This window comes from Clostridium sp. UBA2485 (assembly GCF_002341865.1).
Classification (GTDB): domain Bacteria; phylum Bacillota; class Clostridia; order Clostridiales; family Clostridiaceae; genus Clostridium_J.
This window is the reverse complement of sequence record NZ_DDOV01000049.1, coordinates 152149-166608: the sequence shown is the minus strand read 5'-3', so window position 1 is coordinate 166608 and position 14460 is coordinate 152149. Positions and strand designations below refer to the sequence as shown.

General features: G+C 27.2%; 11 protein-coding genes. 2 read left to right on the top strand and 9 right to left on the bottom strand.

Annotated elements, in window-relative coordinates; translation table 11 throughout:
* Positions 1-200: 200 nt before the first annotated feature.
* The 4 genes from B3603_RS10150 to B3603_RS10135 form a co-directional block, all read right to left on the bottom strand.
* Complete coding sequence (locus B3603_RS10150; protein WP_291564264.1) at positions 201-923, bottom strand: amino acid ABC transporter ATP-binding protein; 723 nt, start codon at positions 921-923, stop codon at positions 201-203.
* A gap of 20 nt (positions 924-943) precedes the next feature.
* Positions 944-1603, bottom strand: a complete 660-nt coding sequence (locus B3603_RS10145) for an amino acid ABC transporter permease (protein ID WP_291564155.1) — start codon at positions 1601-1603, stop codon at positions 944-946.
* Between the two features lie 65 nt (positions 1604-1668).
* Positions 1669-2460, bottom strand: coding sequence for an ABC transporter substrate-binding protein (locus B3603_RS10140; protein WP_291564152.1), 792 nt, complete (start codon positions 2458-2460; stop codon positions 1669-1671).
* 143 nt (positions 2461-2603) lie between these two features.
* Complete coding sequence (locus tag B3603_RS10135) at positions 2604-3155, bottom strand: CD3072 family TudS-related putative desulfidase (protein WP_291564148.1); 552 nt, start codon at positions 3153-3155, stop codon at positions 2604-2606.
* 304 nt (positions 3156-3459) lie between these two features.
* Between B3603_RS10135 and B3603_RS10130 the strand changes: the two genes are divergently transcribed.
* Entirely contained in the window at positions 3460-4440 is a 981-nt protein-coding gene (locus B3603_RS10130) for a tocopherol cyclase family protein (protein ID WP_291564145.1), read from the top strand.
* Between the two features lie 649 nt (positions 4441-5089).
* Positions 5090-6484: an MATE family efflux transporter gene (locus B3603_RS10125; protein ID WP_291564142.1), complete on the top strand. Its 1395-nt coding sequence runs from the start codon at positions 5090-5092 to the stop codon at positions 6482-6484.
* Between the two features lie 265 nt (positions 6485-6749).
* Here the strand turns inward: B3603_RS10125 and B3603_RS10120 are convergent, their stop codons facing one another.
* The 5 genes from B3603_RS10120 to B3603_RS10100 form a co-directional block, all read right to left on the bottom strand.
* Positions 6750-7883, bottom strand: coding sequence for a carbohydrate kinase family protein (locus tag B3603_RS10120; RefSeq protein ID WP_291564139.1), 1134 nt, complete (start codon positions 7881-7883; stop codon positions 6750-6752).
* A 480-nt stretch (positions 7884-8363) separates the two neighbouring features.
* A complete protein-coding gene (locus B3603_RS10115; RefSeq protein ID WP_291564137.1) occupies positions 8364-8972 on the bottom strand; it encodes a DNA-3-methyladenine glycosylase in 609 nt (202 codons plus the stop codon).
* Positions 8973-9436: 464 nt separating this feature from the next.
* Positions 9437-10636: a methionine gamma-lyase gene (gene megL, locus B3603_RS10110; RefSeq protein WP_291564134.1), complete on the bottom strand. Its 1200-nt coding sequence runs from the start codon at positions 10634-10636 to the stop codon at positions 9437-9439.
* A 200-nt stretch (positions 10637-10836) separates the two neighbouring features.
* Positions 10837-12402, bottom strand: a complete 1566-nt coding sequence (locus tag B3603_RS10105) for a sigma 54-interacting transcriptional regulator (protein WP_291564131.1) — start codon at positions 12400-12402, stop codon at positions 10837-10839.
* A 928-nt stretch (positions 12403-13330) separates the two neighbouring features.
* A complete protein-coding gene (locus B3603_RS10100) occupies positions 13331-14140 on the bottom strand; it encodes a DUF368 domain-containing protein (RefSeq protein ID WP_291564129.1) in 810 nt (269 codons plus the stop codon).
* Positions 14141-14460: the final 320 nt, after the last annotated feature.

Here is a 14460-nt window from a genome sequence, read left to right as displayed (position 1 = left end):
TTTCTTATCAATTGATAATAGTATTTAGTATTATTATCATTAAGTTTAGACTTTCAGTTCATAATGAAATCCATCACCAAAAGAGTTCTTCAAATATGATTTTTATACGACTTTTTAAAATTTCTTTCCTAATCAAAAATATTCAATCCTATTATTTATAAATTTCTTATCACAAAAAAAGATAAGGCCTTAACCTTATCTTATATAACAGCTGTTGTTAAATCTATAAATCTTTTTATCTTATTATTCTCATCGTAATTATTAAACATTTCCTCTACGTTTCCAGACTTTAAGATTTTTCCATTTTCCATAAAAATTATTTTATTAGCTATATTTTTTATAAAGTTTATTTGATGTGTAACTATAATCATTGTTTGTCCTTCTTCTGCTAAACCTTTTATAGTATTAAAAACCTCAATAGAAAGTTCTGGATCTAATGCCGAAGTAGGTTCATCAAATAAATATATATCTGGTTCAAGTGCCATAGCTCTGGCAATAGCAACTCTTTGTTTTTGTCCTCCTGACAATTGATGTGGATAACTATTTTCCTTACCTTGTAACTTTACCTTTCTTAAAAGTTCTAAAGCTTTCTTATTTGCTTCTCTTTCTGGTACTTTATCCACTATCATTAAAGGCTTACTTATATTCTGCACTACAGTATAATGGGGAAATAAGTTAAAGTTTTGGAATACCATCCCCACTTTGCTACTTAGCTTTTTATTTCCCTGTATTATCTCATCATTAATTTTTATTTTTCCACTATTTATCTTTTCAAGCTGACTTATGCATCTTAAAATCGTACTTTTACCTGAGCCACTAGAGCCTATTATTGCTAGTATTTCTCCTTTATTCACATTAAAAGATACATCTTTCAATACATGATTATGTTCATAAAACTTATTTATTTTTTCTACCGAAAGAATAGTTTCCATAATATCACCTCTTATATGCTATATTTGTTAGTTATATTTTTTTCTAGAATTTTAGAAATAGTAGATATTATAAATACCATTGTAAAGTATAACAATCCAACCAAAAGATATATTTCAAATGGTCTAGAAGTTCTTGTATATATAAGTTGACCACTTCTAGTTAATTCAGTGATAGCCAATACGGAAACTAATGAGCTATCTTTTAATACAGAAGAAAAAGAATTAACTAGTGGTGGAAGCGCTATTCTTATAGCTTGAGGGTATATGATATGAAATAATATTTGGAACTTATTCATACCTAAGGTATATGCTGCTTCATTTTGCCCTATAGGTACTGCTAATATTGATGTTCTAAATATTTCTGATATGTAAGCACCACTATTTAAAGATAATCCTAATATTGCTGCTGTAAAACTACTCATTTTAATACCTATAGAAGGCAGTCCATAATATATAAAAAATAGTAGTATTAATAAAGGAATTCCTCTATTTATTTCTATATATACTGATAAAATGAAATTTACTATTTTAGGTGGCTTTGAACTTCTAATAGTACCTATTATAACCCCTATTAATATAGATAGAATAAAAGATACTAGTGTAATCTTGATAGTTACTGAAGTTGCCTGCAAAATATATTTCAAATTATCAAAGATAATGTCAAACTTCATATATTTATCACTCCATTATAAAATTTTAGTATGCAATATATACTTTGCATACTAAAATTATTTTTTTAGAACTTAAGCCACTTATTAAGTATTTCATCGTACTTTCCATTTTCCTTAATCTTAGCTAATGCTTCATTTAGTTTTTTTGTTAGCTCATCATTTCCATGTTTTTGTATCATAACAATTTCTGCAGAATCAATAGGCTTTTCTAAAACCTTAAAACTATTATCTTTTTTAATTTGATTTAAAGCATAAGCATATCCTACTGCTACTGCATCAATTCTATTGTTTTCTAAGTCTATGAAAGCTTCAGGATTATAATTATATCTTTTTATTTCTTTTAATCCTTCCATTTTATCAAGTGCTTGTTCGCTTCCTGACCCTAGTTGTACCCCAACAACTTTATCTTTTAAATCATCTACTGATTTTATTGAAGTATTATCCTTATTTACAGCAATTACATCATTTAAATTATAATAGGCGTCAGACATGTTTACATTTTCTTTAGATGCTTCCTTTTTAGACATACAAGTTATTAAGGTATCATAGTCTCCATTAACTACTCCACCTAATAATGCGGACCATTCAGCATCAATTATTTCCACTTTAAGACCTAATTCCTCTCCTAATGCCTTTGCTAAGTCTACATCAAAGCCTTCAATTTCACCAGTTTTTTCATTTCTTGATTCAAAAGGAGGGTATGCTGCACATAATCCTACCTTCAAATTTCCATCCTCTACTACCATTGAAGATATGGTTTTACTTTCATCTTTAGCATTTGAACATCCAATAAAAGTAAAAACTGAAATTACAGTTAATAATCCCACTAATAATTTTTTCTTAAATGCCTCTTTCATAACTACCTCCCATATATATTTAAGTTTTTATGTTAACTATGAACAAGACTGTAGACAAACCTTATCATGTCTTATTCATAGTTCACAATCTAGAGCTTATAAAATACAACTATGTAAATTTATCAACATAACTATTTTATACTTTAGAAATAATTCTTTATAGCTTCAATTGAAGACTCTACATTACTCTCGTTTAAAGTTAAATAAGTAGGATTAACCCCTATACTTTCTAGATTATTTTTAAAAATTTCCATAAAAACTCCTGGAGATTTAATAGTTGAAATATCATTTAATATTTCAGAGAGATTTTCATTTCCACTTAGTTCCCCACTCCACTTTTTAGAAGAGCAAGTATAATTAATTCCGCAACTAGGACTTCCATCAATACCTAATACTAAAGCTATTTCATAGCCATTGTTTTTATAATCCTCTATTTGATTAATAATAGGTTTTAATAAGCTTGTACAATTTTCTCTGAAATATGGTGTGTCAAACTGTTCTTTAACATGTCCCCATCTTTTAATTCCATAAAGATTAATTTCAGGACAAGGAAGTTGAATTATACCAAAATTTTTATTCATCAAAAGCTCCACTATTTCTTTTACTGCTCCTTTATAACTGCACAGTCCTTCAACCTTAGCATTTCCATTTAATATACAATGAGTAACTAAACAAATTTTCTTTGATCTTTCCATAAGACACCTCACTATTACATTATCATATCAACAATGATTATACATTTTGAAATAGTATTATTCCAATTCCACTTGCTAATAGATAAATAACTGTTTATTTGAAAATTCTATAGTTTTAAAATAAATTTATTTTCTAATTAATACTTTATACAATTAATAGTTATTAATGAATAATTTTAAATTTATAAAATTAAAATTTAAAAATAAAAATTATAGTTTATCAGAAAAACTCTTTAATTTTAATTATGTTTTTATAATCTATAGAATATGTCAACAATATTAATAAAAACAAAAGGAGTCAACTATGTTACATAATAATTTTTTTAAAAGATGGAATCCTTCAATCTTTCAAGGAAATTTAAATAAAAAAAATTATTTTGAAGGTTGGTATTTTAAGCTAGTGTCAGAAGATGAGAAAAATGTTTTTGCATTTATTCCTGGAATATCCTTTGAAAAAAATAAAAAAGGTCATTGTTTTATTCAATTTGTTAATGTTTCTAATGGAGAAAGTAAATATTTCACTTTTTCTATGTGGGATTTTTCTTATAGAGAAGATAGATTTGAAGTAAAAATAGCTAATAATATATTTTCTAAAGACTTTATAGATATTAATATAAATGATGATGATTTTAGAATAAAAGGTAAGGTTTATTTTCAAGATACAGTTCCTTTTCCTAGTAAAATACATAAACCCGGAATTATGGGATGGTATTCCTTTGTACCTTTTATGGAATGTTATCATGGAGTAGTATCTATAAATCACAGCTTGAAAGGTAGCTTAATTATCAATGAGGAGCTTTATAATTTAGATAGTGGAAAAGGGTATATTGAAAAAGATTGGGGAAAATCTTTTCCTTCTTCATGGATATGGTTACAATGTAATAATTTCAAAGATAGTAATTCTTCCTTTATGCTTTCTATAGCTAAAATACCTTGGCTAAAAAATCATTTTGTAGGTTTTCTAGGCTTTCTTTACATTAATGGAATACTATTAAACTTTGCAACTTATACAGGCGCAATTATAAAAGATATAACAATTATAAAAAATAAACTTTTTATAACCATAGAGGATAAAAATTTTAAAATTAATCTTTGTTCCATTAAAGAAGATGGAGTAGAATTAAAAGCACCTAGCAGTGGTAAGATGGAAAGAACCATAAGAGAAAGTTTAAACTCAAAGATACATATACAAGTATTTAATAAACATTACAAAAAAATCTTCGACGATATTGGAACTACTGTAGGTCTTGAAATTAGTGGGGACTTAAAGGATTTTAAAAAATAATAGGTCTATTTTAACTTACACTGCATTTTAAGAATATACTTCAGTTTATATTTACTCAAAGTCTTCTCCTCTTCCAACAAATATCCATCACATTTTCAATAATCATTTTCTTTCAGATGACTAAAAGAAATTATTTCTCAATCCTATAATATTCTAAAGTTGTTAACATATATAACTACTTTAGAATATTTTTATTTATAATTAACAATCTATATAATTCACTATTGATTATATATCAAAGCCCAATTAAAATTAATATAGAAAATTGATATAATTTAATTTTTAGGCATTTCACTTTACAACAATAATTCATAATGTAAATAATATTTTATCCATTATTTAAAATTTACTTTAATTGAACTTCTTCATTTAAATGTGCTAAATAATGGTATCATTTTTTGTACATGCATTAATTTTAGAAATATATAACTATAAATTGTTGTTAAATATTAATCTTTTATTGACAATATATAGTTTATTACATAATATGAGAAAGTATAATTAAATAAGAAATCACAGTTAATTTAACATAATTTTTTGAAATTCTTATGTTAAAGGTTCTAACTATCTTAAACTTCTGTTTTTTAATTATCTAACTATAAAATGAAACTTATAAATTACTATAATAAAAATAATGGAGGTGTTGAAATTGAGCCAAAAAACAGATTTGGTTAATGGCAATATTTTAAAATCACTTGTTTCCTTAGCAATCCCTATAATGGGAACTTCTTTTATCCAAATGGCATACAATATGACAGATATGATTTGGATTGGAAGAGTGGGTAGTCTTGCTGTAGCTGCAGTAGGTACTGCCGGTTTTTTTATATGGTTTGGTCAGTCTTTTATATTATTATCTAAAGCTGGCGCAGAAATCGGAGTTTCCCAAGCTTTAGGTAGAAATAATAATGATGATGCTAAAAATGTTGCCACAAATGCTATTCAATTAAATATTATTCTAGCGGTTTTATATGGATTATTCTTAATACTATTTAAATCTCCTTTGATAGGATTTTTTAAATTAAACAGTCCTGAAGTAGTTTCTATGGCAGAAACCTACTTATTTGTAGTTGCCTTAGGAATGGTATTTAATTTTATTAATCCAGTTTTAACAGGAATTTTCAATGGTAGTGGAAATAGTAAAGTACCTTTTAAAATAAATACTGTGGGACTTATATTTAACATGGTATTTGACCCATTATTAATTTTCGGATTTGGTCCTATACCAGAAATGGGAGTTTTAGGCGCTGCAATAGCTACCGTATTAGCTCAGTTCGTAGTTACAATGTTATTCTTAAGAGAAATGAAAAAAGAAAACCTTGAACTATTTAAAATAAACATATTAAAAAAATTTGATAAAAAATACTTATCTAAAATAGTTAAATTAGGACTTCCTGTTGCATTACAAAACGGATTATTTTCTTCTTTTGCTATGATAATAGGAAGAATTATTGCTGTTCATGGAGATACCGCTGTTGCAGTTCAAAAAGTTGGTTCACAAATTGAAGCTATATCTTGGATGACTGCTGGAGGCTTTTCCACTGCACTAAGTGCCTTTGTAGGACAAAACTATGGTGCAAGAAAACATGATCGTATATTTAAAGGATACTTTATTGCTATTGGAGTAGTTAGCATAGTAGGGATATTTGCTACTGCACTATTAATTTTTGGTGCTAGACCAATATTCTCATACTTTATTCCTGAAGAAGAAGCTATTAAAATGGGAATGGTATATTTAAAAATCTTAGGAGTTTCTCAACTATTTATGTGCCTGGAAATTACCACTACTGGTGCTTTTAACGGCTTTGGTAAAACCGCATTTCCTGCTCTAATAAGTATCATATTTACAGGTCTTCGTGTACCTGCAGCTATGATATTATCAAAACCTGAAATGTTAGGTCTAAATGGAGTTTGGTGGAGCATAAGTATTAGCAGCATAATTAAAGGAATATTATTGCCTTCTTTATTTATGTTATTAATTGTAAATAATAAAAAATTTAGAGCTTCTTTAATTGAAGATAGCTTAAATGATGGTAAAAGTGCTTAAGGAATTTAAGCACTTTTGTTTATTCATATATAGATGTACCACTCATAAAATTGTGTTAACAAATTGTTTTAGCTTATATTTATGTAATTGAGAATTGACGATTGACAATGGACAATTAAAGTGACGAAGTCACTTTAATTAAAAATCTATTAAAGAAATNNCCATAATTCTCAATTGTCCATTCTCAATTCTCCATTGATTAAAGTTGTAAATTAAAACATTTAAAGGTAGCCACATTTAGCTATAAATTAAATTTTAAGGTAGTTTACTTATATAATGTATCTCTCCAATCTTTTAAAAAACTCACCAATTCTTCCTTATTAGGACTTTTACCTTTTCTTACATAGTATCCTGAAACTGCTGTTCCTAACAGCAAGGATAATTCAATGGATAAATCTAATAGTTGTCCAAAACAAAAGCCTGCATTAAAGTTATCTCCTGCTCCTGTAGTTATTTTAGGACTTGCTGTAAATGGTCCTAATGTATGATAATAAATTCCATTGCAATATGATAAAGCTTCATCTACAGGATGGACTACTATTGCATAAACATCAATTTTTTCACTTATTTCCCTGCAGGTTTCTTTTAAATCCATATTGGTATAATTTTTTTCACTTATAGAAGATAATTTTAAAACCTTTGCCACATCAAAGCATTCTTTTTTATTAAGACCTAATATAGCTTTAAATTTTAAATTAAAATTAGAAATTAAATTCAATACTTTTATTACATCTTCTTCTGTTCTTTTTTCAATATCTGCCAAATCAAAAAATACAAACTTATCTGTTGATTTTATGTAAGGGTTTATTTTAGAAATCATGTTTTCAAAAATTTCATTCATATATGGAAGTGTAGTCCAATTTACCATAGCTAAGAGCTTACACTCTTCTATAAGTTCTCTGAAGGTTGAAAGCCCTATCTTTTTATCAATAAGACCCCAATTTATCTCTTTCATGGAGTTTTGCTTAGAAGTTATTAACTTTCCATCCTCAAATTCATAGGCTTCAGTGTAACTAGGATCACAAATAGATATAGCTCTACAGTTTTTTGTCATATCCTTAAAAACTTCATGTATATCATCTTCACCTAATGCTCCTATATAAGTTAAATCAAGTCCTAGATTTATAAGCGTATCACACATTATAGGTCCATTTCCTCCTAACTTAATTTTAAGAGGAACTTTTTCTATATTAGTACTCAGCCCTGCTGCTTTTGCTATTCTTTCTCCAAATGATTTTAGTGTTTTAATTCTTTCATACTCATCTGGACTTTTTCTAATATCTACAGCATGAACAAGTTCATCTACAAAACCATCAAATCCTACTACAGCTTTACACTTAATATTAGAGTTTTCAATCTTCTCAATAAGCTCTGTTATATTTTTAAATAATTCCTCCAAAATTCCCCTCCTAAATATATTAAATTTTCAATTCATAATTCACAATTATAGTTGAAATTAATTCTTTATAAATTAATTTCTCAAACTATTTTTTGCTAGCAATACATTGCTAGTTTTCCCGCCTCTGGGGAACAGTTTAATCAATGGAGAATTGAGAATGGACGATGCACAATCACGGTTGAAATTAATTTGTAAATTAATTTCTTTAAATAGATTTTTAAAGAAAAGTGACTGTATAACTTGAAAAATAAATCACCTCAAAACTTCTTTCCTAAAGAAGAAGTATCAATAATTCTCAATTCTCAATTATATAAAGGTTCCCCTGAGGTGCAGTGTATCCTGGAAGAACACTAATACATTTAACTAATACTATGAAGAAACTACAGCTATTAATTTTAGAACTAGTATATCTATATGTGGCAACCACCTTTATAACCTAATGTCATACTCTAAACTTCATATTTTTCAAAAAATCTTTCATTATTGCTTTGAAACAAATTTATTCCCCTTTATATAAAATCTATATAAGTAATCTTTCGCTTCTTCTGCATAATCAATTCCTATTCTTTTACACTCAGCTATTTCAAAATTCTCAGTATTATTATCTTCAATATATAATTTTTTACCACATAAATCTTCTCCATTTAATCCTTTATTAATTTTTAATGAATTACAAAGTTTTGCTGGACCATTTGTAAGATTTTTTATTTGTGCTTTTGTTAATTCATTATACTCTTTATTAAATCTATTTCTACTCATTAACTCTAATCCTTCTACTGGTTCTAGTGCTCTAACAAGTACAGCTTGAGGTGTTTCAACTTCCGCCGCTACTACATTAAAGCAATAGTATAGTCCATAAATAAAATAGACGTATGCATAGCCACATTCTCCATACATAACCTCTACTCTTTCTGTTCTTCTTCCTCCATAGACATGTGCAGCCTTATCTATAACTCCCATATAAGCCTCGCACTCTACAATAATTCCTGAAATTCTTTCTCCCTCTATTTCATGTACTAATTTTTTTCCTAATAACTTCTTAGCCAAAGTAATTGAATCACAGCTATAAAAACTTCTTTCTAGTTTCAAGTCCATTACACTCCTTATTTATTATATTACGTAGCTTATACTAATTATTATATCCATTTATCCATATAAAATAAAATAAGGCATATGAAATAAAATAGCTAGTTAAAGATGGAAAATATATTTTGTATCACACAAGGAAACAGGTTTCCATTATAGTCTAGCTATCATGGAGTTCTGACGACACAGTATGTTACAAAATAGATGAGCATACTGACTAGTTATTTTTTGAATATGCCTAACTATTTAAATATGAAGATTATATTCCAAATTAAACAATGAATTACTTTCTACTTATTTATAAATATTTTTAAAAGCAATACTATAGTATGAAACTACTTTTCAACTTAAATATGATTTATTCCAAAAATAATAACCCCAAAGTAATCATCACAGAAATTATTGATGATCACTTTAGGGTTTTTGATTTTAAACAGCAATACTGTAGATTTTTAGATTTTCAAAAGTTATAATATGGTTTTTAAAGCTCTATCTAAATCTAAAATTATATCTTCAACATCTTCAAGTCCTACAGCTAAACGTACTAAGTTATCTTTAATTCCAGCTTCTAATCTTTCTTCAGGAGCATATGGTGAATGAGTCATTGATGCAGGATGTTGAATTAAAGTTTCTGCATCTCCAAGACTTACTGCTAAACTGCAAAGCTTAGTATTGTTTATCATCTTTTTACCTTCTTCTACTCCTCCTTTTATTTCAAAAGCAATTATTGCACCTGGTAATGACATTTGTTTTTGTGCTAGTTCATATTGTGGAAAACTTTCAAGTCCTGGATAATATACTTTTTCAACCGCTTTATGATTTTCTAAGAATTCCGCTACCTTCATAGCATTATCACAGTGTTTTTCCATTCTAAGTGGAAGTGTTTTCATCCCTCTTATAACTAAGAAAGCATCAAATGGGCTCATACTAGAGCCTGTCATATCTTTAACTCCAAATAATCTTACTTGTTGTATAAATTCACTTGAACCTAGTACAAATCCACATACTACATCTCCATGGCCATTTAAAAATTTTGTACCAGAATGTATAACTACATCAGCACCTAATTCCAATGGCCTTTGAATATATGGTGTACAGAAAGTATTATCTACCATTACTAAACAATTTTCATTTTCATGAGCAATTTTACATATAGCTTCTATGTCTGATAAATCTAGATTTGGATTTGCTGGACTTTCTAAATAAACTACTCTAGTATTCTCTCTCATAGCATCTTTCACATTTTGTGGATTTTTTGTATCAACGAAAGTAATTTCTACTCCGAATCTAGTTAATCCATGACTTAAATAAGCAAAGGTACATCCATAAAGAGTCTTTGATGCTACAATATGATCTCCTGCTTTTAATGCTGTCCATAATGCTGAAGAAACTGCTCCCATACCAGAACTCATTGACATAGCAGCTTCCCCACCTTCAAGTATTGCTAACTTTTCTTCTAAAACGCTATTAGTAGGGTTACCTAATCTACTATATATATATCCATCTTCTTCTAGCGCAAATCTATTTCCACCTTGCTCTGCTGAATCAAAAACAAAAGTAGAACTTTGGTATATTGGAGTAGCTAATGCACCGTATTCATTTTTTTTAGCCCCACCATGTATAGCTTTTGTCGAAAACCCCATTTGTTTTAATTGCCCTTTATTCATATGTATACCCCCTTAATATTTTATATGGTATATTCACAAAATAATATTAAAGCAATTATTATGCCATAGGATAAAAAGCTTTTAAATTGTTAATAATCTAACTATTTTAGCTAATAATCTTAATATTAAACTATTATATAATAACCAAATGGAACTTTTTCAAACCAATAATGGTAAATAATTTTTACATATGGTTAATTTTATTTCCATTTTATATTATATTTATTTATCTTATTTATAATAGTAGTATGGGTGACCCCTAATGCTTTTGCAGTTTTTCTAAGACTTTTATGTTTTTGTAATGCTTCAATTATTGATGCCTTTTCTACCTTTTCTATACTTTCTTTTAAAGTTAAACATTTATCATCTTCTCTTGGTTCTCTATTAAAATTATGGGGATTTATATCTAGCATTAAACTATCTATAGTTAAAATGTTAGAAGAGGATAAATTCATGGCTCTTTCAACAATATTTTTAAGTTCTCTAATATTCCCAGGCCAATGGTATTCTAATAATTTATTCATAAATCCTATATCTACACCTACTATATTTTTGTTCAAAGATAGATTCAATTCTTCAATAAAATAATTTACAAGGCTAGGTATATCCTCACTTCTATCTCTTAAAGGTGGTATATATAATGGAATTACATTTAATCTATAATATAAGTCCTCTCTAAAACTTTTTTTCTTAATCATTTCTTCTAAATTTCTATTGGTAGCTCCTATTATCCTTACGTCTACTTTTTCTTCTCTACTACTTCCGATTTTTCGTACTACAGAATTTTGCAATACTCTTAAAAGCTTTGCTTGGAGAAGCATTGATAGCTCCCCTATTTCATCTAAAAATAATGTTCCTCCATCAGCTTCTTTAATAAGTCCATCTTTACCACTATTTAAAGCACCAGTAAAGCTTCCTTTTTCATATCCAAAAAGTTCGCTTTCAATTAAACTATCTGGTAATGCTGCACAATTTATTGCTATAAAAGGTTTGTCCATCCTAGGACTTAGGTTATGTATTGCCTTTGCAAAAAGCTCTTTTCCTGTGCCACTTTCTCCTCTAATTAATATGGTAGAACTACCCTTTGCTACTGTATGTGCGATTTTTTTAGTTCTTTCAATAACAATACTATTTCCAACAATCTCATTAAATGCACCTTCCTTTGTATAAGACACTACTTTTGCCATTTCTATAGCCTTTTTCATATCTCTTATAGATGACACCCATCCTAATGTATTTCCATTATCATCTTTTATATGTCTTCCTGTGGCAATATAATGGCTATTTCCCCTTCCATTTTTGCTAATAAACTCTAAATTAGTATAGTCCTTTCCACTTTTAACAAGATTTATTATAGGTGCATCTTCTTTTATTATGGTTCGAACATCTTTGCCTATAACCTCTTCTCTTTTATAATGAAAGATTTTTTCACAATAACGGTTAAATGTTTCTATTTGGAAATTTTTATTTACTGCCATAATACCATCATCTACAGAATCTATGAGTGCTAAAAGTTTTCTCTCATTTGCTTCATAGGTTAAAAGTTCTGCTTCATCTATGCTCTTAACCTCATCCATAGAAGTTATATTTTCCATTAAAGATAATTTTTTATCTTCGCTAATTTTTTCAATTTTAATATATATCTTCTTTGGAAATACCTCAATAGATATAAGATTTATATTAGAAGTATACAGTTTTTCTAATATTTGAAGAGTTATACCTATTTTATCTTCTGTTATGATTTTAAATCTAATATATCTATTCATAACTCTCTCTCCCTCAAACTACTTTTAAATCAAAGAAATCAATTTAAAACTTCTCTTATAAAAGAGAAGTATCAATAATTCTCCATAGTCAATTGTCAATTATATAAGATAGAAATTTTAATAATTTAGTAACACAATTATATAAATCTATAGATTAAATTTGGAAGTAGTACGTCTATATACGATGTTTCTTATCCTATATTATAATATACATTTCCAATCTAAAACCTTATTCGATTGTAATTTTATAAAAACCTTAATAATTTTCAAGTATTCCTAAGATTTCTATGTTTTTTCTAATTACATCTTCCTATAATTAATCTTTACTTATTTTATAAATTAATTATACCTTATAAACTTTCTATAATTAAAACTTATTTTCATGTACTTTTGTAACTTCAGCAATCATATTATTCAATTTTCTTATGAAATTCATAATATTTAACAAATATTTTACAAGAATTTAAAATTTAACAGTTATTTGTTCAAATTTTCTCTATTTACTCACTTTATCTTAAATGTTATAATAAAGAAAATAATAACTATATAAATTTAGTTAGTTATCAACTTCAACTGCTATAATTAATCAGTAAAATGTAGTAATAGATTTAGCAAGTAATCGATATTTTATTTAGTAGCAAGCATCGCCCTAATCACAGCTAATTGTATAACCCAAAATAGTTTAGTATTTTATTTGTTTGAAAGCATAACATTAGTTTTAGTAATATAAACTTAGCAATTACATTGCAACAGCCCAATCTATAGTAGTTGAAGTGATTTTTCTAAAAAACATAGCCCTACAAAAATGTAGGGCTTTTTACTTTTTTAATAAATATTTATAAATTTATATTCCTATACTATAATATAACTAATTATAACCTGTAATTATTATTAATTTCATTTTTTAATGTTTTGAATATATATTTTTTTATTTTTTATCTGAGCCTAAAAAATATGCTAATATAATTCCTACTACCATAGCTACTAGGGCTATAATTCCATCCATATTAAAAGTAAATCCAGGATAAATTGAAAATACTGAACCAATTACAAGCCCCAATATTGCAAAATATGTAGGTTGAGGAAATCTACTCAATAATTTATTAATAACCTTAGTTGTAAATATTAATCCTATCATTGCTCCTAATGCTATTGGAATCAGAAGAGGAATATTAAATTCCGCCACTGCAGTTATAGCTGTTGTATATAGTCCTATTAAGAGTAATATAAAAGAGCCACTTATTCCTGGTACAACCATCGCTGATGCCCCTATTATTCCTGCTAATAATAGTTGAATAAATGAATTAAAAGTTAAATCTCTAATAATTGTTGCATTAGTTTCTGGTGGCATTATTACAGCCAAAGCTATTAAAATTCCAAAAGTTATTGCAAATGGAATTATGCTAGATGTTTTAAATTTAGATTCTAATGCTTTTTTTCCTATCATAGGAATGCTTCCTAATATAAGTCCTATAAAGAAAAAGTTTGTAGGTATAGGTTTATTCTCTAATAAAGTTTTTATTAATTTACTAAAAAGTACAATACCTGTGCCTGCACCAATACCTATTGGCAATAAAAATATTAAATTTTTCTTCCAATCTTTCAAAATCCCACTTACAGAGGATATAAGCTTATCATATATATTTAATACTACAGCCATTGTGCCTCCACTGACACCTGGAATGATATTGGCAATTCCTATAACCATTCCTTTAAAGAAGTTTATTAAATTCTCCATCTTAAATCTCTCCTTATTTTTGAGACTAATCCTTAAAGTCATATTTATAATGTTAACAGATATATTATAAAATAGCTTGCTTATAAAAGCACTAGTTATTTGGTATTTTAATAAGTTTATAATATTTCTCTCAAGAAAATATATGAAGATCTATAATAGAATTCTTTATCTTAAATTTAAAATAAACCTTTTGTTTATTTGTTGTACTATTAATTGTTTATTGTTTACAGATTATACACAAAAATTATTTTAAATTTTCTTAATATAAACACTTTTTAAAACAATTAAAAAAACATGTATAGGTTATCATAAGATAAAAG